21 protein-coding genes and 1 pseudogene are annotated in these 21,563 nt (G+C 67.1%); 10 read left to right on the top strand and 12 right to left on the bottom strand.

The annotated features are described in order from the left end of the window. Nucleotides 1-29 precede the first annotated feature (29 nt). The 3 genes from ACQHI0_RS00575 to ACQHI0_RS00565 all read right to left on the bottom strand — a co-directional run bounded on the left by ACQHI0_RS00575 (nt 30) and on the right by ACQHI0_RS00565 (nt 3,492). Complete coding sequence (locus ACQHI0_RS00575) at nt 30-1,412, bottom strand: DUF1254 domain-containing protein (protein WP_427905973.1); 1,383 nt, start codon at nt 1,410-1,412, stop codon at nt 30-32. A 347-nt stretch (nt 1,413-1,759) separates the two neighbouring features. Next, entirely contained in the window at nt 1,760-2,629 is an 870-nt protein-coding gene (locus tag ACQHI0_RS00570) for a hypothetical protein (protein WP_427905972.1), read from the bottom strand. Between the two features lie 59 nt (nt 2,630-2,688). Continuing rightward, complete coding sequence (locus tag ACQHI0_RS00565; RefSeq protein WP_427905971.1) at nt 2,689-3,492, bottom strand: DUF4239 domain-containing protein; 804 nt, start codon at nt 3,490-3,492, stop codon at nt 2,689-2,691. A 204-nt stretch (nt 3,493-3,696) separates the two neighbouring features. Here ACQHI0_RS00565 and ACQHI0_RS00560 point away from each other — a divergent pair, with 204 nt between their 5' ends. Together ACQHI0_RS00560 and ACQHI0_RS00555 are read left to right on the top strand one after the other, a co-directional pair. Continuing rightward, nucleotides 3,697-4,287 (top strand): TetR/AcrR family transcriptional regulator, encoded by a 591-nt coding sequence (locus tag ACQHI0_RS00560; protein WP_427905970.1) that lies wholly within the window; start codon nt 3,697-3,699, stop codon nt 4,285-4,287. Between the two features lie 82 nt (nt 4,288-4,369). Then, complete coding sequence (locus ACQHI0_RS00555; protein ID WP_427905969.1) at nt 4,370-4,864, top strand: hypothetical protein; 495 nt, start codon at nt 4,370-4,372, stop codon at nt 4,862-4,864. Nucleotides 4,865-4,909: 45 nt separating this feature from the next. Here ACQHI0_RS00555 and ACQHI0_RS00550 read toward each other — a convergent pair whose 3' ends face one another. Beyond that, nucleotides 4,910-6,013: a hypothetical protein gene (locus ACQHI0_RS00550; RefSeq protein ID WP_427905968.1), complete on the bottom strand. Its 1,104-nt coding sequence runs from the start codon at nt 6,011-6,013 to the stop codon at nt 4,910-4,912. Between the two features lie 231 nt (nt 6,014-6,244). Between ACQHI0_RS00550 and ACQHI0_RS00545 the strand changes: the two genes are divergently transcribed. Genes ACQHI0_RS00545 through ACQHI0_RS00525 form a run of 5 tightly spaced genes read left to right on the top strand, consistent with a single transcriptional unit; the run spans nt 6,245 to nt 12,300 of the window. Then, nucleotides 6,245-8,077, top strand: a complete 1,833-nt coding sequence (locus ACQHI0_RS00545) for a hypothetical protein (RefSeq protein ID WP_427905967.1) — start codon at nt 6,245-6,247, stop codon at nt 8,075-8,077. A gap of 26 nt (nt 8,078-8,103) precedes the next feature. Further along, on the top strand, nt 8,104-8,439 hold the full coding sequence (locus ACQHI0_RS00540; RefSeq protein ID WP_427905966.1) for a hypothetical protein: 336 nt from the start codon (nt 8,104-8,106) through the stop codon (nt 8,437-8,439). A gap of 7 nt (nt 8,440-8,446) precedes the next feature. Continuing rightward, complete coding sequence (locus ACQHI0_RS00535) at nt 8,447-8,920, top strand: YbaB/EbfC family nucleoid-associated protein (RefSeq protein WP_427905965.1); 474 nt, start codon at nt 8,447-8,449, stop codon at nt 8,918-8,920. Nucleotides 8,921-8,980: 60 nt separating this feature from the next. Further along, a complete protein-coding gene (locus ACQHI0_RS00530; RefSeq protein WP_427905964.1) occupies nt 8,981-11,506 on the top strand; it encodes a PPE domain-containing protein in 2,526 nt (841 codons plus the stop codon). Continuing rightward, complete coding sequence (locus ACQHI0_RS00525; RefSeq protein WP_427905963.1) at nt 11,503-12,300, top strand: ESX secretion-associated protein EspG; 798 nt, start codon at nt 11,503-11,505, stop codon at nt 12,298-12,300. The genes ACQHI0_RS00530 and ACQHI0_RS00525 overlap by 4 nt, the downstream gene beginning before the upstream one ends. A 29-nt stretch (nt 12,301-12,329) precedes the next feature. Here the strand turns inward: ACQHI0_RS00525 and ACQHI0_RS00520 are convergent, their stop codons facing one another. Beyond that, the gene (locus ACQHI0_RS00520; protein WP_427905962.1) at nt 12,330-12,953 is read right to left on the bottom strand and encodes a hypothetical protein; all 624 of its coding nucleotides are present in this window, start codon (nt 12,951-12,953) and stop codon (nt 12,330-12,332) included. 361 nt (nt 12,954-13,314) lie between these two features. Beyond that, a complete protein-coding gene (locus ACQHI0_RS00515; protein ID WP_427905961.1) occupies nt 13,315-13,677 on the bottom strand; it encodes an ArsR/SmtB family transcription factor in 363 nt (120 codons plus the stop codon). 92 nt (nt 13,678-13,769) lie between these two features. On the opposite strand from ACQHI0_RS00515, the gene ACQHI0_RS00510 reads away from it, so the two are divergent. After that, nucleotides 13,770-15,752 carry a heavy metal translocating P-type ATPase gene (locus tag ACQHI0_RS00510; protein WP_427905960.1) on the top strand — a complete coding sequence of 661 codons (1,983 nt, stop codon included), beginning with the start codon at nt 13,770-13,772 and terminating at the stop codon, nt 15,750-15,752. 93 nt (nt 15,753-15,845) lie between these two features. On the opposite strand, the gene ACQHI0_RS00505 is transcribed toward ACQHI0_RS00510, so the two are convergent. Then, nucleotides 15,846-16,454, bottom strand: a complete 609-nt coding sequence (locus ACQHI0_RS00505) for a TetR family transcriptional regulator (RefSeq protein WP_427905959.1) — start codon at nt 16,452-16,454, stop codon at nt 15,846-15,848. Between the two features lie 120 nt (nt 16,455-16,574). Here ACQHI0_RS00505 and ACQHI0_RS00500 point away from each other — a divergent pair, with 120 nt between their 5' ends. Beyond that, entirely contained in the window at nt 16,575-18,353 is a 1,779-nt protein-coding gene (locus ACQHI0_RS00500) for an acyl-CoA dehydrogenase (protein WP_427905958.1), read from the top strand. A 128-nt stretch (nt 18,354-18,481) separates the two neighbouring features. Here the strand turns inward: ACQHI0_RS00500 and ACQHI0_RS00495 are convergent, their stop codons facing one another. The 5 genes and pseudogenes from ACQHI0_RS00495 to ACQHI0_RS00475 all read right to left on the bottom strand — a co-directional run bounded on the left by ACQHI0_RS00495 (nt 18,482) and on the right by ACQHI0_RS00475 (nt 21,102). Beyond that, on the bottom strand, nt 18,482-18,892 hold the full coding sequence (locus ACQHI0_RS00495; RefSeq protein ID WP_427905957.1) for an arsenate reductase ArsC: 411 nt from the start codon (nt 18,890-18,892) through the stop codon (nt 18,482-18,484). Between the two features lie 15 nt (nt 18,893-18,907). Continuing rightward, a pseudogene (locus ACQHI0_RS00490) lies at nt 18,908-19,045 on the bottom strand (low molecular weight phosphatase family protein); the annotation flags it as partial. A gap of 4 nt (nt 19,046-19,049) precedes the next feature. Beyond that, entirely contained in the window at nt 19,050-20,150 is a 1,101-nt protein-coding gene (gene arsB, locus ACQHI0_RS00485) for an ACR3 family arsenite efflux transporter (protein ID WP_427905956.1), read from the bottom strand. Next, nucleotides 20,147-20,518 carry an ArsR/SmtB family transcription factor gene (locus ACQHI0_RS00480; RefSeq protein ID WP_427905955.1) on the bottom strand — a complete coding sequence of 124 codons (372 nt, stop codon included), beginning with the start codon at nt 20,516-20,518 and terminating at the stop codon, nt 20,147-20,149. Before ACQHI0_RS00480 ends, arsB begins: the two co-directional genes overlap by 4 nt. A 65-nt stretch (nt 20,519-20,583) precedes the next feature. Continuing rightward, complete coding sequence (locus ACQHI0_RS00475) at nt 20,584-21,102, bottom strand: ArsI/CadI family heavy metal resistance metalloenzyme (RefSeq protein ID WP_427905954.1); 519 nt, start codon at nt 21,100-21,102, stop codon at nt 20,584-20,586. Nucleotides 21,103-21,201: 99 nt separating this feature from the next. Between ACQHI0_RS00475 and ACQHI0_RS00470 the strand changes: the two genes are divergently transcribed. Continuing rightward, the gene (locus ACQHI0_RS00470; protein ID WP_427905953.1) at nt 21,202-21,561 is read left to right on the top strand and encodes an Rv2640c family ArsR-like transcriptional regulator; all 360 of its coding nucleotides are present in this window, start codon (nt 21,202-21,204) and stop codon (nt 21,559-21,561) included. The last annotated feature ends 2 nt before the right edge of the window (nt 21,562-21,563 follow it).

Here is a 21,563-nt window from a genome sequence, read left to right as displayed (position 1 = left end):
CCGAGCGAACCCGATCGGAGGTCAGGTCGTCACCGCGCGATATCGCCGAGTTTCCAGCTGCGATCGAAGTACGGCTCCAACGGCCCGTAGAACCGGAAGTAGGAGAACCAGTGCTTGCCGGGGATCGTTTGGATCCAGTTGGTCGTTCCGCTCGTCGGCGGTGTCGGGCCGAAGAACACATCGACGGATCCGTCGTCGTTCACCACGAGGTCGGGGTCGCGCGAGCCTCGATCTCCGCGCTGCTGCTCGTTGTCGATGAGGCAGCGAGTCCAGGTGTCGTACACGGTGACCGACCAGAACAGTTTCGCCGGCGGGTCCGCGGGAATGTGCAGCGTGTAGGACTTGGCGCCATCGAGCCAGTCCCCCTCGGCATCGGTGTACGCGCCGAGATAGGCCTGACCTACCCCCGGTGTCTGGCTCTTCATCGCTTCGGAGAAACTGACCGCCTCGTAGAACCACGCGGCGCGTTCGAGCAACTGGTCGTAGTACGGCCCACGCTGGTCGGAATGATCGAGCTGCACAACCAGATCCCACTGCCGGTCGGGCCAGTACTTCGCGCCGGGGAAACGCTTGGCGAACGTATTCGCCTGCGCCATCAGCTCTCCGGCAGCGGTGGCGTCGGCCAGAATCGCGGCCATCCGCTCATCGGGTTCGAACGGCTTGTCCTTCTCGATCCCCAATTGCTTCAGCATGGCCAGGTAGAAGCGGTCGCGTTCGTCGACGATCTCGCGTTGATAGATGTCGTGCAGGCGAACCCAATAGTCGAGGCCACGCGGCTGGTCCCCGGTCCACGGTTGCCCCTGCGGCGAGATCAGTCGGGTCTGCGTGGCGGCGCCATGGAGCGGTTGGATACGCACTTGCTCGACCAAACCGCGCGCCTTGTCCGGGTCCGGATCCAAGGTCCGGAAGCCGAACATGATGTTCAGCCCTGTCGCGTGATGAACGAAGTAGTCGCCGTCGAGGTCGGGATCTTCGTGACCGGGAGGAAGAATCAAATGTTTGCCGCCACGGCCTTGATCGGGCCCCATCTCACCGAGAATGCCGAACTCACGCTGCCAGAAGTCCGAGAATCCTCCGGCGGTATGACCCGGCGGCACGTCGATCACCAACGGACCGGTGGTTCCGAGATCGATGAAATTCAGGATGTACGGGGTGGTTCCGTTCGCGGTGATCAACCCGAGGCGGTCGCGATAGGACACGTAATGCACCAGGTCGAAGTCCCCGGCGCCGAACACATCTCGATGCTGTGTCTGCCACTGCGCATAAGACACCAACGGCAAGGCCCACAGGTAGACCTGGCAGGCCAGTTGATAGTCCAGTTCATCGAAGATCAGCGGAAGATCGGCACGTCGCGGTAGTTCACCGTCCATACCTACCCGTGCCAAGCGACCCTGCAGCGAAGAATGCGCCATGCTCGCCTCCTGTTGTCACGGAATATCAGGTGTTCGCAATCTCTGGAACCCACCGCCAGCGGAGGCAGATCACTGAGGACCTAGCCCATACGGCTCACGCTAGGTCGGGCATCAGTACCGCGCGTCACACGTTATGGGTGATATCCGCTCGACCGGGCGACCGACATTCGAAATGTCACGCCCACAGCACTTTCGCCGAAGGACTCTTGCCGATAGACCGGAGCGACCGGGACAGGTTGGCGGCAACAGGTTATTCAATCTGGCAGGAGGCGCAGTTCGAGGAGGCGTAGTTCAGCCGGCATTCCATTGCTCTTGCCGGATACCGCTGCGGCCGAGCTGCGCGAATCCTACTTCGGCCCACGCAGGCGAGCACGCGCGCCTGCGATGATCGTGATGATCATGACCGTCATGACCTGCAGCGCGGTGAGTGCAGGTGCAGGTGGTGACTGAACAGGTGCGGCGTACTCGACCGGGGGCGGCTGGGTCGGCGGCGGTGGGACCGCCGCGAGGGTCGGTGGGATCACCTCGGGGAGTCGCACCGGGATAGGCGCGACGGCCGGTTCCGGCGCCGGCAATGGAATGATCAGGGGACTACCGGGCTCCGGTGGATCTGAGACCGGTAGCAACAGCATGCAGGTCAGCAGGGCGCTGCCGGTGGCGGCGCTGCCTACCGCCACACTGCCCGCACCGGCCGAGCCCGAGCCGACGCTTGCGCTGGAACCGAGGCCGACCAGGCTCGAGCCAAGGCCGCTACCGCTGAGAATGCCCGACCCAAGCGCGGCGCTGCCGACTGCCGCGCTGCCGACACAGGCGGGGAGCACAGCGTCGGGGTCGGGAAGCAGCAGGCCACCCAGCGTGTCCGGGGCGGCGATCTCGGTCGCCGGTGCCGTTCCAGGCGCGGGATCCACACGCGCGGTATCGATGCCGCTGGGAGTACTCGGGCCGAGGCCGAGAGCTTGCCCGCCTGCCGGATTCGGGACCACCCCGGCCGAGCTGCCGGTCGGCGCCGCTGACCGGCCCGGTCCGCTCGCGAGGCCGCTGCCGAGCCCCAGCTCCTGCCCACCGGATTGCGCGTCGCTCGGGGCCACGGTGCCCGGAGCCGCACTGCCGCTGAAGATCTGGTCGATCGTCGGCATTCCGGCGTCAGCCGCGACGTACGGTGAGTGGACAGCGAGCACCGCCGCGGTCGCCGAAACCGTCGTGAATCTTCTTACCACTCTTCGTTTTCCGCCCACGATGCCTCCGAAAGCCAAGTGCTGATCGCTGTTCGACCCGGTCAACGAGGAATGTCGCCGCTGGACGACGTCTCCGCGGCGAGATGATGGAAGCGCTCGAGCGCGAGTTCGTAGGCGTCCTTGGCGACGTGGTTACCGCCCGCGAACGGCTGATCCAGTTGATAGACAGCCAGAATGACCGCACCGATCACCAGGCCGAACAACCCGGTCATGAGGACGCTGCGATTGGTGACCACGACACCGGAGAAGACGGTGCCGAACAACAGCATGGCAGTGGCGAACCACAAGGCGATATAGAGAAAACCGGGCAACCGATAACCGGCGTCGAGGCCACGGTCGAAGCGGGCCTCGGTGATCGCCGCGACGGCAGTGGCGGCCTCGTCCTGGTCCGCCTTCGCGTCCGCGGTGGCGGCAGGCACGGAATCCACCGCCTCCCGCAGGTCATCGAGCGTCGCCTGCGTGGACGGGCTCAGCCGGCGCTGTTTGTCCATGACCTGCCACTCCTCGCCGATCACCTGCCGGGTGTAGGCGGTCGCCAGGGTGCGGATCTTCGCACGATCCGGCTCGGGCATGCTGTTCGCGGACTCGTACACGCTCACCAGGGCCTTGCCCTCCGACACGGTGTGCGCGTGCGAGGTGTCGTACTGCTGCCAGAGGATCACCACCACGAACGCCACGATGGCGGCGAAGAACATGTTGACCATGTCCAGCATCATCGAACCAGCGCCGGAATCGTCGTCGTGCCGCCATGATTCGGGCCGCACCCGATCCCCCAGCACGAAGATCCCCACCGCGACGCCCGCGAAAAGAGCCAATACCGCCAGCTGCAACAGAATTCCCAGCATTCGCGACTCCGTTCCTGGCGGGGTTGACGCTGTCGCAGGGTATTCGCGGTGGCCACGCGGATGGATTGCGATCCGAATCCTCTTCCACCCCACCGATTTACAACCGAGCGGTCGCTTTTCGGGGTGCTGCGTCAACGGGCAATGAATGCCCGCGGATCCGCTTCGCGCTAACCCGTACGGTGCAGTACGAGTTATGCTGTTGATGTGAGCCCTGCCACGCCTCATCGCAAACGCGCAGATGCCCGCCGCAGCATCGACCGCATCGTCGCCGCGGCCCGCGCTGAGCTGAGCAAAGATCCACAGGCGAGCATCGACGACATCGCCGAGCACGCGGGGGTGGGGCGGATGACGCTGTACGGGCATTTCCCCAACCGCGCCGCGCTGGTCGAAGCAGCCCTCACCGCCGCGCTGGCAGCGGGCGACGAGACATTGTCGTCGGTCGATCTCAGCGGGAACGCCGAACGCGCCATGACCCACTTACTCGGCGCCAGTTGGGATTTGATCGCCGAATCCGCCGCGTTGCTGACCGCCGCGATCGAGACCTTGCCCGCGGGGCGCATCCAACAGCTACACGACAGCCACGCCGAGCGCATGGACAAACTGCTTCACCGTGGCCGGGAACAGGGCGAGTTCCGCACCGATCTACCTGTCCCCTGGCTGCGCAACGTCATCCATTACGTCTTGAAGGGTGCCGCCGAGGAAGTCAGCGCGGGCCGGGTGCACGCCACGGACGCTCCTGGTCTCGTCACCGCCACTGTGCTCCCCCTTCTCATCGCGAACCGGGACCCGAGCTAGAGGAATTCAGATGACCACAGAGACTCCGGAACGCAGGCACTGGCTGGGGAAGCTGACCGAACGCTGGCCGACGGTACTTGGCGTGGCGACGGTCGCGGCACTGGGTGCGGGAATGGCCGGGGATGCCGACGATGAGCTCGGCGACATTCTGATCCTCCTGCCGCTGATCTACCTGATCGTGGCGAAGTGGCGCCGACCCGCCCTGACCTGGCCGGTCGTCATCAGCCTGCTTGTCCTGTCGACCGTGGTGAGCACATTCGACATCGTCCGGACCGGGTATGTGTTCGCGGCGATTGCGCTGATACTGCTGGTTTGGGCCGCCATCGACGGCCAACTGGGCCGCCGCGAGGATTTCACCGTTCAGGCGCTGGGCATGGTCGGTTTCGGCGCTCTGGCAGTGGTCGCGATCGCTGCCAGTCCGGAGATCGGGCGCTACGTGCTGGCTGCCTGCTGGCTGCTGCATGGCGTGTGGGACTTCGTGCATCTTCGGCTCAACCGGACCGTGGCGCGTTCGTTCGCCGAATGGTGCGCCGTCGTCGATGTCCTGGTTGCGATCGTGCTGGTTGTCGGGGTGTGACGGTTGCGCTGGGATGTGAGACCTCCGCGCCCCGCAACAGTTAGGTCATCGGCCGGTTGCGATGCCTGCCATGGTCAACTGGAGATACGCGTCGTCGATGTCGCCCTCGCCGAAGAACTCCGCGAGGACGTTGCGCCCGAGTTCCCGGCGATCGGCGGCGCCGACCAAGCCGAGCGCTGACTCGCGGGTCTGGGCATTCGGTTCGTCAGCCACCAGCGCTGCCACGATGGCGGCGGCACTCTCCCTGCTCCACACCCCGGGGACAGCCGCGGAGATGTCGCTCGTGGACGGGGTGGCGGCGCGATACCACCGGCCACCATCCCACCAATAGCAGAAGGACAGCAGGCCCACGCCCGCGCGCGGGTTCAGCGTCGCGTTCGCCACCCATGCGGGTGCGCCGGCGTAGAGGTCCGGCATCGGCGCCGCGCTGTTGTAGACGGCGTCGAGAACGGGGTCGTTCCACACACCGCCGGACAGAACGGCACGGTCGCCGGGCAGGATCCAGAGCGAAGAGCCACTGCGCTCGGCGCCCTCGAACAGGCCGAGCGCGGGCAGTACCCTTGGGCCCCAGGGTGATCCGACCGCAACGAAGGCCGCCGACAGCACTGCCCACCGTGCCAGCAGCGACGGCAACGCGGGCAGCTCGTCCGCGACGACCGCCGCACCGGGCGCGGCCCGCGCCGCCACCTCGGCGGGTCGTGACTGCCTGTCGGCGTGCCCGATGTGGGCGGCGAGCCACACCGGCAACCGGGGTCGCGGGAAGGCCTCGAGATCAGCTCGATAGACCTCGGCGGGGAAAAGGTGTTCGTCGGGAAATGGTTGTTCGCCGAAGTCGTAGTCCGTGCGCACGTCTCCCGATTCCGACACCACCAGCAGGTAGCGCCACCAGGGGCCGTCGGGCCGGACGGCCGAGGCCTCCCGGTGCACACGGACCAGGCCCATGATCTCCGCGGGCGGCACGATCTGGACCGGCTGGCCCTGCTCGTCGGTGGCGACGACCGAGGCCAGTTCAGCGGTGGCCGTCAGCACGAATATCGCGCGGATCTCCCGGGCTTGCGGCCCGAGTTCGGTCAGCAGTGCGGCGATGCGACGGCTCGCCGCATCCGGCGGTGTCGATCCGGCCTCGGTCGGGTCCTCGGTTCTGGTCACGATAGGGCACCTCCTCGGTCGGGGCGCAGGCTACCACCCATCGGCAAACGAACGGTGTTGCCGGAAGCGAGATTTCGTTATCCATAGACCGATACATGCTGTACGAGAACAGAATTCGTCTTCCAGTCGCTACGGGTTCAACTTCCTGCGATGTACTCCGACGACATCGACCGCTGAGGAGACAGCCGTGCCGCGCGAACCAGGAGTGCTCCGGAGCACCGCGGAGCAGTCATGACCCTCCAGCTGCCCGAGGGTTTGCACTGGCTGGCGTGGATCGCGGGCACGACCTGGCCCGCGGGCGACGAGGACGCGTGCTGGGCTGTCTCGGAGGCATGGAAAACAGCGAGCGCGGAGATCGAGGCACTACTCGCCGGCATCGACGAGGCCAAGGCGACCACCGTGGCGGCCTATCCGCAGGGCGAAGGCGGCGCCGCGATGGGCAGCCGCTACGACGTGCTGCGCGCGGGGGATCAATCAGTGGAGGCGCTGGCTCAGCTGATGCACACGGTCGCCGACAGCGCGTTCGACATGGGTACCGAGATCCAGGCGTCCAAGATCACCGTCATCGTGACCCTGGTCTGGCTCGCGCTGGAAATCCTGTGGGCTTGGGTGTTCCCGCCGACCGCGCCCGCGGTGGAGGCGGCCGCGATCACCACGACCCGGTCGTTTCTCAAGGTGTTCGAGGATTTCGTCCAGAAGATCATCACCTCGATCGCCGCCAGGCTCGGCGCCCCGACGGTCAAGCGGCACTTCTGGTCCCAGGCGGCGCGGCTGCGGCCGGTGATGCCCACCGCCAAGGGGTATGGCGTTTACGGTGTGCGGGCGATCGAGGCGGCGGTCATCACGGGGACGATCAACGGATCAGTGCAGGTCGGCCAGCTCGCGGCCGGTAAGCGTCGGCATTTCAACGGCCGCGAATTCGGGCTGTCGGTCCTCGCCGGTGTCGCCGGGGTGATCCCGGGCCGCGAGGTCGGCCGGTATCTCGGAAAAGGCATCGACAGTGTCGCAGGCAAGAACCTCGGCAGTGCGGCCGGGCGAGTGGGGCGAGGCGCCGTGATCGGCGCTACGTCCGGTGTCGTCGGCACCGCTGTCGGGAACCTGGCGGTGGGCGCGGCAACCGGCGACTGGTCGTCGTTCTCCTCCGGCGCGGGCTGGGTCGGCGGTGCCGCGCGCGGCGGCATCGTCGGCGGGGCGCGGGGCGGATTCGCCCTGGGAACGCCGATTCCCCTGGGGCGCGGGGACATTCGGTCCTACGTGTGGATGCCGAAACCCGCTACCGGCAGTCCGCCGGTTACCGATGGCTCGTCCTCCGGCTCGTCGGCCGGCTCGTCGGCCGGCTCGTCGGCCGGCTCGTCGGCCGGCTCGTCGGCCGGCTCGTCCGCCGGCTCGTCGTCCCGCGCCGGGATCGCCGGGTCACGTACCGACTCAGAGTTCAGCGGCGGCACCGTAGCGGGAACGAACTCCGGCCGCGGCGACGGTGGTTCGTCCTCCGGTAGCTCAACCCATTCCGGGCAGTCCGTGTACCACGACGTCTATCGCCCCGGCAGTCCCGAAAGCGGCCAGTCGGTGTATCACGATGTCTATCGCCCCGGCACACCGGAAAGCGGCCAGTCGGTGTATCACGATGCGGTCGGCACAATTTCGGGATCGTCGTCGTCCGGATCGACCCCCAGCTTTGTGACGGCTTCCGACGGCGGCGGGTCGGGCACCTTCACCGGCAGGCCGCCCACCTCGTTCGAGTCGTCGGTGGACGGCTGGGGACCGAGCGGACAGCCGCCGCCCGGCAACAACGGACTTGTCGGAGGTGGGGCACTGCCCCCGCCGACCGGCGGCGAACCGCCTGGCCCGGACGGTGCGGGTGCGCGCCAGGCCGGGACCGACCAACCGTTCCTCGGCGAGGGCAAAGATGTCCGCGGCAAGCCCCGCCCGAAACAGGTGCCGTCGGTGGAGCCACTGCCAGGGCCCTACACACCGCCACCCGACGGCGCCTCGCGGCCGAGTGACTGGGTGAGCACGGACCCTGCCGCGGGCACCACAGACGTCGATGTTCCTTTCACCCTCTAGACCGCCGATATCGAAGGGAGTGCGCGATGGCCGAAAATGTCGAGGTCGACCCCCAGAAACTGCGCAAGGCAGCGGAATTGACCGCGGAGTTGTCGACGAAAGTCACGGCTGCCGCCGACAAACTCCGCAATACCCTCGCCGGAACGGAATCCGACGCCACCACCGCCCCGTGGGGAGACGACAAGCGGGGCAAGAAGTTCGCCGACGGCGACAAGGGGTACCAGGCCGCCCGCGACAACTTGCTCGCCGGGGCCGACGGGGCCGCGAAGACCCTGCTCGATATGTCGACGGGCCAGCGCGAGGCGGCGGACATGCTCACCGGCACCGACCAGTCCTCGCATTTCGGCGCGGGGACGGTGTGAGCGCACCGTGCTGAACGACCGACTACGCGCGGACATGGCGACGATGCTCGACGGCCTCGGCGAGCAGTTCCGCGGCATCGCCGAACTCCAGAAGGAGCGCGCGCTCCTCACCGCCACCGCGACCGCGTGCGACAAGCGCATCGAGGTGACGGTGAACGCCGACGGCCTGCTGATCGCCACGAAATTCGCTGACGACGTTCTCGAGCTGAGCCTCGAGGAGATCGCCACGAATCTGACGGCGGCCGTCCAGTCCGCGGCCGCCGACGTGGCCGCTCGCGGCAAGGACCTGATGACACCGCTGCTCGAGCGACGCGACGCGCTGCCGAAACTCTCCGAGATCATCGAGGGCGCACCCGATCTGGGCGCGATGTTACCCACCGCGCCTGCCCCACCGACGGTCCCACCCGAACCGGCATGGTGGCCGACCGACGGTTCCGGCACCCGTGGTCCGCGGTCCGCGGTCGCTGACAACGACGACTGACCCACCCGCACGCGGACACCAGACGAAGCGGGATCCGATTCCCGGCGAAGAAAGGCGACGATGGCCCTCGAACCGAACACGTGGTCCGGCTTGGCGAATCAGGCGAAAGCGGGATATCTCGCGTTCGACCCGGCGAAAGCTTTGGCCGCGGCGAAAGCCTGCGCCGACCTGGTCGACGATCTACTCGGGATGAGCGCCGCGGTGACCGACCTGCGCCTGAACAATTTCTCGCCGATCGGCAATCTGACCTCCGGGACCCAGCTGTCGATGGCATTGAGCAACAAGGGTTCTCGCCTGCACACCATTCTCGACGACCACGCGAAGATCGTCACCGACATGGGCGACACCTACATCGCCGCGGGCAAGATGTATACGGGCACCGATCACAATTCCGGGGACAACATCAAGGCGCTCGGTGAACTGAGAATGCCGACCGCGGCGACCCCGTACGCACCGGGCAGTCCTGCTCCTGGTGCCCCCTCGGCCACTTTCGACAAGCCGAGCGGCGGTTTCACCTGGCAGAACGGCAACGAGACGCACACGGTGAATGCGGACGCCGAGAGTTTCCCTTCGTCGTTGAAGGACTATCAGGGCGCGAAGGACACCAGCGTCACGGCCAGCGTCGAGAACAAGGACAGTCTCACTTTCACCGATATGCACGAGCTCGGGCGCGATCTCGAACCGCGACCGGTGCTCGCCGCCGCGGGCACCTGGCACTCGTTGTCCACCGATCTGCTGAGCAGGATGAACAACTTCGTCACCGTGATCTCGGCGGGAACCGACGGCTGGGAGGGCGAGGGCGCTGCTGCCGCGGCGGCCGCGGTCACGAACTACACCGACGGCGTGCAACCGCTGATCAACTCGATGCTCGCGATGAGCCAGAACCTCGACTACACCGCGCAGTGGTTGCATCTCACGAAACTGAGCATGCCCGCGACCTCCGATGCCGGTGATTGCTGTCCTGGCCAGGTAACCAGGCGCTATCGCGAGGAGTGGCAGAAGCACTACGGCGAGGGCATGAAGAACACGGTGTCGATGATGCCGGTAGTCAACGGGCCGATCGCCACCCCTCAGCCCGCCGCGGGTGCGGGGCCGAATACGCCGGGCGGCAACGAGAACGGTGGCGGACAACAGGGCGGTTCCGGCTCGGGTACCTCGGGCAACGGTTACGGCAACCAGGGAAACGGCTACGGCAACCAGGGCAATGGTTACGGCGGCCAGGACGGTAACTACGGCGATCAGGGCGACGGCAACCGGACACCCGGCGATGGCTATCGCAGCGACCGGCCGGAGCTGGAATCCAGCAGTGGCGCCGGGTCGGGGGCAGGGCTGCCCGGAGCCGGTACCCCGACCGCAGGCGCCGCACCCGATATCGGTGCTCTGCCGTCGGGCTACGAAGCCGCGGGCGCGGACGCGCCGGGCGGCAGCGCGGGTGGGGGCGGCGCTCCCGCGGGGGTGCTCGGCGGGACCGCGGCGTCCCAGGGCGCCACGACGCCGACGCGTTCGACCAGCGGATCGGGTAGTTCGGCCTTCCCCCGCAGCAGCTTGCCAGCCGCCGGACAGCCGGAATCCGTCACCAGTGGCGGTATGCCGGAGGTCTCCTCCCTCGGTTCGGTCCCGCTACCGCGCGGGTCCTCCGGTGCGGGTGGGGCTTCGAGCACGAAGCCGTCGAGTTCGGGCGGCGCCGGTTCCGGTGCGGGCGCGGGCTCACTGGGCGACGCTCTCGGCGCGGCGGTGGGCGCGGACCCCGCGCAGGTGAAGTCGGTGCTCGACAACCTGCCCGGCCTGCTCGACGAGGACACCTTGTCGGACCTCACCGGATTGCCACCGGAACAGGTGCGGTCGATTCTGGACAACATTCCGGACGTGGTCGACGAGAACGCGCTCGCGGAGCTCAGCGGTGTTGATCCGGCCGGAGTGCGCTCAGTGCTGGAGAACCTGCCCGCCGCGTTGGACGAGGAGGCGCTCGCGACGGCGACCGGCGGCACGAACGGCCTGTCGTCCGCCGGGGCCGGGATCGCTTCGCCGGACGCGGCCTCGGGTGCCGGGAGCTCGCAGAGTTCACTGGCTTCCGCGGGCAGCGACTTCCTCGGGCAACTGGGGACGGCACTGACCCAGGGGCTGGATTCGCTCACCCAGCTCGGGAGCGCGCTCCCTGGCACACAGGAGATACAAGACATGCTGCGGCAGTTCGATCCGGACGCGTTGACAGCCGCGGCGGGACTCACCCCCGTCGAAACCGCGGGCGCGGGCGGTTCGGGCGCGGGTGGTGCGGGCGCAGGCGGTGCGGGGGCAGGCGGCGGAATCGGTTCACCGGAAACTCTTGCCCAGCAATCCAGCACTGCCCTGTACCCACGTGCGGGACTGCCCGGTGCCGAATCGCCGGTCTATCCCGCCGTGGCGGCCGCTGCCCGCACCGACTCCACGCCCGGCGGTATGCCCATGATGCCGCCCGCCGCCGCCGGTGGCGCGGGACAGAACGCCAACGGTGGGCACCAGCCCGCCAGATTTCTCCGTTCGAGAGCACACCTGGACGAGGCCATCGGCCCGACGCCCGACCGAGTGCGTCCGGTGGCCGACTCATGAGCCAGACCTGGGAATTCACCGACCTGGAGTTCAATCTGCTCTGCGAGGACGTCCGGCGGGGCGAACTGCCCGCACCGTTCATCTTCACCAGCCGTACCCGTCTCGAAGATGACTACGAGCGCGAGAAAGCGCAGGTTCGCCAGCAGTTACGACACCGGCTCGACAACGATCTCGATGCCCTGGCAGGCGCGATCGCCAAACCGGACGTCTTCGTCGTCGCGCACGCGTGGAACGACCAGGATTTCGAGAATCCCGAGGCGCGCATCCGGGTGCACGCCATCCGGCATCGGGCCCGCGGCTATGTGATCACCCAGCGCCCGGGCGAAACCCTCGCGCACAGCGGCGGTTTCGATGCCGTCGAATGCGATCCGTATGTTCTGGCCGACACCGTTCTCGGACTTCTCCCGCGCTGCGGCGCCGGGAAGCTCGACAACATCCGCCTGTCGCTCCCCCACACCGCACCGGAGGCCGAGCACGATCGCGCGGTATCCAGCGTCGCCGACAACGACGACGACTACGACCCCTTCCGCAGCGCCGCGTTCTTCGCCACCCCCGCCGTCAGCACCGGGATCATCAAAGTGCTGCAGGGCCGCTCGAAATACGGACCCCGCGGCCGGATCGAAGCCGGGCTGTTGTGGCGTGACCTGCCCGACGACGGGCGCTACGTGATACCGCTGGACGACCCAGCCCCGGTCGCCACCGCGATGAGCAGCGACCGGTTGGGCCCCTGGGTGCGCGACCGGATCGAGGAGATCCTCACCCGGCTGGAATCGCACAGGGAAACCGAGGAATGAGCGGACCCCGCTCGACGGACAACTCGCGGTTACACCAGCTCTGGCACGCGTAGGTGGGCGAAGCCGAGCCTGAACTCCGCGACCTCGAGAACTTCGGCGCCCATGGTGCTGGTCGCCGCGGCCCGGATTCGATCCACCTGGGCGCGGCTGTTGTCCAGTTCCTCTCTGCTTGCCCAGACCGTCGATCCCACCCCTCGGCCGGTCGCTCGGTCGACGAACAGGCTGGCGCTGCGGAATCCCTCGATCTTTTCGAGCTGGGGCAGCAGACCGGACTTGAATGTCTCGATCGCGGAATCGACTCCGGCCGGGTCGACCTGGACCCAGGTGCACCGAGTGCAGGCACTCGCGCCGGCCAGGTGATCGCGGTGCATGACCGCGACTTCCCATTCCTCGATTGTGTCGACCTGGCCGTTCAGCGCTTCGGCCAGACCATCACGCAATGATCGGACGCGCATTCTGCTGTCGTGCATCGCGGTTTCCGATTCCCACGCGGTTGTGGCGATACATCGGCCTGTCGCCCTGTCCACCATCAGCGACATGCCGACCCACCCGTCGAGCTCGGTCATATTCGGCATCACCGCATTGTTGAGGTATGCGATACCGCGGTCGATCGACGACCGCTGGGCCGTAAATGTGCTGGAACGTGCGTACACGGGCCACCTCCTACTTGCAGGAAGGGCGGTGCCCCGGTGGGCACCACCGACACATCCACTGTCCTCCGCGACGACCATCGACACAATGCGATGGGCGGCCTTCATGACGCCGATTATTTCGGCCGTATTCAGTGGCCCGAAGGTATTGACATCGAGCAAATCAGGAGAAGACTGGATGGATACCGGAACACCGGAAATGAGCCACACTGCCGACGGAGACGTTTGCCGACCGTGGTGACTTCGTTTTCAGGATCTGGCTAAGCCCCCGGCAAGCCAATCGAATAACCGGAGTTGTCAGCGACGACTGAGCTCAGGAATTCGATGAAGACTACCGGGGACTGTTCTGTGTGGGGGTAGAAATTCAGCCTGCTGTGTCAGGGCGGTCCGCGAGGCCAAGACGTAGGTGTTCGCTGTGGTACACGGCCTCATCCAGCAATTGAGCGACGTGATTGTCGTAGAGGCTGTACACGATGCTGCGTCCGGCCCTTGTGCCGTGGACCAAGCCGAGATTGCGCAGCAAGCGCAGTTGATGCGAGACCGCGGACTGCTCCATGCCGACCGCCTCGGCGAGCTCGGTGACCGGGCGCGGGCCTTGGCGTAGTTCGGTGAGGATGAGCAGGCGACTCGGGGTGGCCAGGGCCTGCAAGGTGGTTGCCACATGAGCGGCGGACGCGGCGTCGAGTCGGGAACTCGGCCGGTCGCGGCCTTCGACACCGTGTCCCATGGCGTGAAGTTTAGCTCACCAGCACTCATGAAAACCTCTTCATATGTACTGCTATTCTCGGGTGGTTCTGTCCCGACTTCCGGAGGTGACCTGTGGCTACGCCCACCGCCACGCCCACCCGCCGAGCCACCCCGCGCGCGGCCGTTCCCGTGCGCCGCACCCGACTGCTCGAACTGAGCGAAATACGTTGGGCAGCAACAGCATCCGTACTATTTGTGCTCGGCCTGGTCACCCAGTTCTCGGGTGGGCCGTCGTGGCTGTGGTGGGCGCTGTATCTGGCCTGCTACGCCACCGGCGGCTGGGAGCCCGCGCTGGCCGGGATGCGTGCGCTGCGCGAGAAAACCCTCGATGTCGACCTGCTGATGGTGGTCGCGGCAATCGGGGCGGCCTCGATCGGACAGGTGCTCGACGGCGCGCTGCTGATCGTGATCTTCGCGACGTCGGGCGCGGTCGAAGCCTTCGCCACGGCCAGGACCGAGGACTCGGTGCGCGGACTGCTCGGCCTCGCCCCGGAGACCGCGACACTGCTTTCCGACGGCCACGAACAGACTGTCAGGGCAGCCGATCTGGAAATCGGCGCGGTGATCTTGGTGCGGCCGGGTGACCGGATCGCCGCCGACGGGTCGGTAGTCGGCGGGGCCGGTGAGGTCGACCAGGCCACCGTCACGGGCGAGTCGATACCGGTGGACAAAACGGTCGGCGACGAGGTGTTCGCGGGCACCCTCAACGGCACCGGTTCGCTGCGGGTGCGGGTGGATCGCCGTGCCGAGGACTCGGTCGTGGCCCGCATCGCGACGCTGGTCGAGGAGGCAGGCCGGACCAAGGCCACGACGCAGTTGTTCATCGAGAAGATCGAGCAGCGGTATTCGGTGGGCATGGTCGCGGTGACGCTCGCGGTGTTCGTCGTGCCGCTGCTGTTCGGCGCGGCGTTGCAACCGACGTTGTTGCGCGCCATGACGTTCATGATCGTCGCCTCGCCCTGCGCGGTGGTGCTGGCCACGATGCCGCCGCTGCTGGCCGCGATCGCGAACGCGGGTCGTCACGGGGTGCTGGTGAAATCGGCCGTCGTGATGGAACAACTCGGCACCACCACCCGGGTCGCGCTCGACAAAACCGGCACCCTGACCCTGGGCACCCCCGAACTCGCTGATATCCGGGTATTGCCCGGCGGCCCGCTCAGCGAAGAACAGGTCCTGCGGCTGGCCGCGGCCGCCGAGCATCCCAGCGAGCATCCGCTGGCCGCCGCGATCGTGCGGGCCGCCCACCGCCGTAGCCTCGATCTCCCGATCGCCGACGACTTCACCGCCGAGCCCGGCCGCGGCGTCTCGGCCTTGGTCGAGCAACGCCTCATCCAGGCCGGATCCCCGGCCGCGCTTCTGCACCACGACAGCACAGCCGGCCGACATGCGAGCGTGGTGGTCACCGAACTCCAGCGCAACGGGCGAACCGCGGTGGTCGTGCTGTGTGACCACGAGCCCATCGCCGTCCTCGGCATCACCGATCAGGTGCGTCCCGAGGCCGCGGCCGCTGTCGCCGCGATCACCGAATCGACCGGCGCCGCACCGACTTTGCTCACCGGCGACAACCACGCCACCGCCGCCCAGATCGCGAAACAGGTCGGCATCACCGATGTGCGCGCCGGATTGCTGCCGCACGAGAAGGTCGCCGCCCTCCGAGATCTGGAGTCGCGGGGATGGCGGGTGACCATGATCGGCGACGGCATCAACGACGCTCCCGCACTGGCCGCCGCGCACACCGGGATCGCGATGGGCGGCGCGGGATCGGACCTGACCCTGCAGACCGCCGATGCGGTGATCGTCGGCGACGACCTGACCACCATTCCCGCCGTCATCGAACTGTCGCGCCGGGCGCGCCGCGTCGTGATCGCGAACCTGGCGATCGCGGCCACCTTCATCGTCGTCCTGTCGCTCTGGGACCTCATCGGACACCTCCCGCTCCCGTTGGGCGTGGCCGGACACGAGGGTTCCACCGTCATCGTCGGCCTGAACGGCCTGCGTCTGCTCGGTTCAGCGGCTTGGCGCTCCGAACAGGTCGGTGCGGCAGGTTCGCGGTGACCTCGCGTTCCACGGCAAGGAAGGGTCTCGGCGAACCGGGCCCGAAGGCCGGGGTCGGCCCGGGATGTCGGCGAGCAGACCAGACGAGCCGGACTACGGCAGCCGCGCTCCGACGATCCGCAGGGCCATCTCCGCGTACCGGTCAGCCACCTCGTTCACCGACCAATCCCCGCTTTCGCGATACCACCGCGCGATGTCGATTCCGAGCGAAAGCACCGCTACGACAGCCATTTTGAGGTCGGGGATGTCGAAATCGCCGGAGCGGACCCCGTCGGCGACGAGCGAGCGCACCGCGTGCTCGGTTTCTCGCCGGATGCCCCGGATCTCGGCCAGGTGCTCGGCACTGAGCGCGGCCAGTTCGTAGTTCAGGATGCGCGCGACGGTGCGGCGGCCGGCGTGCTCGGCGACGAAGGCGTGGACGAGTGCGTGCAGCCGCTGAGTTGGCGTTCCCGCTGCGGCGACGGCCTCGGTGACCAGGTCGAGTATCCGTTCGTGGCCACCGCGCGAAATCAGGTACAGCAGTTCTTCTTTGGACTTGTGATGCATGTAGACCGCGGCCGGGCTCATCCCGGCCGCGGCGGCGATATCGCGTGTCGTCGTGCCGTAGTAGCCCTTCGCCGCGAAGGCCTCGACGGCGGACTCGAGCAGGCGGGTACGCGTAGCTTCCGCCCGTGAGGTTTCCGCCTGGGGCACATCGGTCATGGATCGATTCTGTCAGCGCGTCGACCGGCCCGAGCGTGGAGGTGCTTGACGACCGGCGGCACCAGGAGCCAAGATAGAAATTAAGCAAGCGCTTATTTCCGCATCTCAGAACGGACGAACGTGACCGACGACGTACTCTGCCAGCGCGATCTCGAGTTCCTGCTCTACGAGTGGCTCGATATCACCCAGCTGACCAACCGTGCTCGGTTCGCAGAGCATTCGCGGGAGACCTTCGACGCGGTGCTTGACCTCAGCGCCGACATCGCGATCAAGGAATTCGCGCCACACAACAAGAAGGCCGACCAGCACCAGCCGATCATGCGGCCCGACGGCACCGTGGAGATGATCGGCGAGGTCGCGCACGCGCTCGAGATCTTCGCCAAGGCCGGGCTCATGTCCGGCCAGTTCGACGAAGAACTCGGCGGCATGCAACTGCCCGCGACGATCGCGCGCGCCGCGATGGCCTGGCTGCAAGCCGCGAACGCGGGCACCTCGTCCTACGCGCTGCTCACCACCGCCAATGCCAACCTCCTCGCCGAGTACGGCACCGCGAGCCAGATCGACGAGTACGTGCGGCCGATGCTCGAGGGGCGCTACTTCGGGACGATGTGCCTGTCGGAACCGCAGGCAGGCTCCTCGCTGGCCGACATCACCACCCGCGCCACCCGCCAGGACGACGGAACCTATCGGGTGACCGGGACCAAGATGTGGATCTCGGGTGGCGATCACGAACTCACCGGCAACATCGTGCATCTCGTGCTGGCCAAGACCCCCGACGGTCCTCCCGGGATCAAAGGCATCTCCCTGTTCATCGTCCCGAAGTACCTGGTCGATGGCGGGGAACGCAACGATGTCACCCTGATCGGCCTCAACCACAAGATGGGCAACCGCGGTACGACCAATACCCACCTCGCCTTCGGCGACGGCACCCACTCCCCCCGCGGCAAGGCAGGCGCGGTCGGGTTCCTCGTCGGCGAGGAGGGCCGCGGACTGTCCTACATGTTCCACATGATGAACGAGGCCAGGGTCGGCGTCGGGATGCTGGCCACCGCCCTCGGCTACACCGGTTACCTCAAATCCCTCGCCTACGCGAAGGTTCGCACGCAGGGCCGGGCTGTCGGGGCCAAAGATCCACTGTCGCCGCCTGTTCCGATCATCGAGCACCCCGATGTGCGCCGGATGCTGCTGGCCCAGAAGTCCTACGTCGAGGGCGCGATGGCGTTGAACCTGTACTGCGCGCGCCTGGTCGACGACGCGGCCACCGCGCCGGAGTCCGACGCCCGCGAGGCCGCCGCCTTGCTGCTCGACGTGCTGACCCCGGTCGCCAAGAGCTGGCCCTCGCAGTGGTGCCTGGAGGCCAACAGCCTCGCGATCCAGGTGCACGGCGGCTACGGCTACACCACCGACTACGACGTCGAGCAGCTCTACCGCGACAACCGCCTCAACCCCATCCACGAGGGCACCCACGGCGTGCAGGGACTCGACCTGCTCGGTCGCAAGGTAGTGATGCGGGGCGGCGCCGGACTGGCACTGCTCGGCGCGGAAATCGAGAAGACCATCGCGCGGGCGAGCGAACTGGGCGCGGAGCACGCCGCGCAGCTCGGTGCCGCGTGGCACAAGCTCGTCGAGACCACGATGCGGTTGTGGTCCACCGGCGACCCCGCCGTCGCGCTCGCCAACTCCTCGCTCTACCTCGAATCCTTCGGCCACGTCGTGATCGCGTGGATCTGGCTCGAACAGCTCGTCGCCACCGGGGACAAGGAAGGTTCGTTCTACGACGGCAAGCGCGCCGCGGCCCGCTTCTTCTACACCTTCGAACTACCCAAGGTCACACCACAACTCGACATCCTCGCGACCTTGGACACCACGCTGCTCGACACCGACCCGAACTGCCTCTGACCCGGCGTCGCAGTCCTCACTTCGGGGGATCCGAACCCATCGATGACCGCGTCCGGAATCCCCCGCTTCGTCACGCCGACCGTCCACCCGGGAACGCCCCTACCGGGCGCGTGCGCGAACCGGCGATGTCACCCCTGGGGCGGGAGTAGTTCGGCGACGAGGGCTTCGATGCGGGTTTTGATCTCGTCGCGGATCGGGCGAACCGACTCCACGCCTTTGCCCGCCGGATCGTCCAGTGTCCAGTTGCGGTAGCTGACGCCGGGGAAGACCGGGCAGGTGTCGCCGCAGCCCATGGTGATGACGACGTCGGAGGTTTCCACGGCGTCGTAGGTGAGGATCTTCGGGGTCTGATCGGCGATGTCGATGCCGAGTTCGGCCATCGCCGCGACGGCGGACGGGTTGATCGTCTCGGCGGGCGCGCTGCCCGCCGAGCGGACCTCGATCGCGTCGCCCGCGAGGTGGTTGAGGAATCCGGCGGCCATCTGGGAGCGACCTGCGTTATGGACGCAGACGAACAACACGCTGGGCTTGGTGGTCATGTGGGGCAATGCCTTTCAGCTGGCCGGGAGGTCTAGTTCGGCGAGGAGATGCCGGACACGGGTTTCGATGTCGTCGCGGACCAGGCGCATGCGTCCGATGCCGTCGATGCCGCGTTCGGAGGGTTCGTCGGTGCCCCAGTTGATGATTCGGATGCGCTCATCGCGGCGTCACCCCCGCAGCGACAGCGGTGGCGGCGGTCGGCTTGAACCGTTTGCGCAGGGCAAGGGAGACATAGACCAGTGCGACGAGGACGGGGACCTCGATGAGCGGGCCGACGACGCCGGCGAGGGCTTGACCGGAAGTGACGCCGTAGGTGGCGATCGCTACGGCGATGGCCAGTTCGAAGTTGTTGCCCGCCGCGGTGAACGCGAGGGTGGTGGTGCGTTCGTAACCGAGGCCGAGGGCCGCGCCCATCGCGTAGCCGCCGCCCCACATGATCGCGAAGTAGGCCAGCAGCGGGATCGCGATGCGGACCACGTCGAGCGGGTGGGCGGCGATCTGGTCGCCTTGCAGGGCGAACAGGATCACAATCGTGAACAGCAGCCCGTACAGCGCCCACGGGCCGATCCTCGGCAGGAACTTCGCCTCGTACCAGTCGCGGCCCTTGGCGCGTTCACCCAAGCGGCGGCTCAGAAACCCGGCCAGCAGCGGGATACCGAGGAAGATCAGCACCGACTTCGCGATCTGCCACGGCGAGACGTCGATGGTGGTCTGTTCGAGGCCGAGCCAGCCGGGCAGGACCGAGAGGTAGAACCAGCCGAGCACGGCGAACATGACCACCTGGAACACCGAGTTCAGGGCAACCAGCACCGCGGCGGCTTCGCGGTCGCCGCACGCCAGGTCGTTCCAGATGATCACCATGGCGATGCAGCGAGCCAGGCCGACGATGATCAGACCGGTGCGGTATTCAGGCAGGTCGGGCAGGAACAACCAGGCCAGGGCGAACATCAGCGCGGGGCCGAGTACCCAGTTCAGCACCAGCGAACTGATCAGCAGTTTGCGGTCGCCGGTGACGGAGTCGAGGCGGTCGTAGCGGACCTTGGCCAGCACCGGATACATCATGATCAGCAGCCCGATCGCGATGGGCAGCGAGATGCCGTCGATCTCCACGGCGCTCAGCGTGTCGCCGAGGCCGGGAATCATGCGTCCGAACAGCAGTCCGGCGGCCATCGCGACGCCGATCCAGACCGGCAGGAACCGGTCGAGCGTCGACAGTTTGCCGACGACGGCGGGGTGGTCGGTGGTCGTGGTACTCATGCGGTCACCGCTCCCGCTTCGGTCGCGAGCACATCCGACAGTCGCGCGAGCGCCTGCGGGACGACCCGGTAATACACCCAGGAAGCCCGGCGCTCGCTGGCCAGCAGTCCGGCTTCGCGCAGCACCTTCAGGTGGTGGGAGATGGTCGGCTGGGTGACGTCGATCCCCGTCGACAGGTCGCACACGCAGGCTTCACCGTCGGCGCGGGACGCGATCGCCGACAGCAACCGCAACCGGACCGGGTCGGCGAGGGCCTTGAACAGCACGGCCAACTCGGCGGCCGTCTGGCCGGTCATCGGTGGGCGGGTACTGGGCGCGGCCTCGCACGACTGCGAGACCACGCTCAGCGGCAGATCCTGATTCGACATATATCGATATTGACGGATGTCTAATCAAGAAAGCAAACGAACACCGGATGAACGAGCCCGGCGGATCAGCGGCAGCAGCTCGCGCCGGAAGCCACGGCCTCGGTCTTGGCCGCACTGCCACAGCAGGCGCCCTCGCTCTCAGCTTCGGCGGCGGTGCCACAGCAGACGTCGACCGCCTCGGCGTCGGCAAGGTCGAGTTCCGGTGCGGTGCCGAAGGTTTCACTGTCGGCCAGCACCGTGTAGACCTCCCACCGCTCGGCGCCCGGCCCGGTGACCCACACCTTGTCCTGAGTGGCGAAGCAACATGTGGTCGCGATCTGCTCCTCGGTGAACAGACCCGCTTCGGAGAGTCGGGCGATCTCGCCGTGCACCTGTTCGGAGGATTCGACCTCGACGCCGAGGTGATTCAAGCTGCCACCTTGACCGGCGTTCTCGATCAGCACGAGCTTGAGCGGCGGCTCGGCGATCGCGAAGTTCGCGTAGCCGGGCTTGCGCTTGGCCGGTTCGGCGTCGAACAGGGTCGAGTAGAACTGGACGGCGGTGTCGAGGTCGTCGACATTGAGGGCCAGCTGGATACGAGACATGATCGAACCTCCACTTGTGTGACATATATCGAATAACTTGTGCCGCCGAGTCTGCTCACCTTTTCGACATATGTCAATACCGCGGGTAGAGTCGATCTCATGCCCAAGGCGCTGCCCGTGATCGATATGTCCGCCCCCGTCTGCTGCGCCCCCGTCGCGGCGGGGCCCGTAGACGACGCCGCAGCCCTGGAGGTGGCGTTGCGACTCAAGGCGATCGCCGACCCGGCCAGAGTCAGACTGCTGTCACTGCTGCTCACCAGCCCACTCGGCGAGGAGAACGGTGGCGAGCTCGCCGCCACCGTCGGCCTGAGCGAATCCACCGTCTCCCACCACCTCGGCCAGCTACGCAAGGCAGGCCTGGTCGAATCCGAACGACGCGGAATGAACACCATCCACCGCGCCCGCCGTGACGCCCTGTCCGCGCTCTGCACGGTCCTGGATCCCAACTGCTGCAGCTGATC

This window comes from Nocardia sp. FBN12, from assembly GCF_050320175.1.
Classification (GTDB): domain Bacteria; phylum Actinomycetota; class Actinomycetes; order Mycobacteriales; family Mycobacteriaceae; genus Nocardia.
This window is presented reverse-complemented; position numbering and strand designations above follow the sequence as displayed.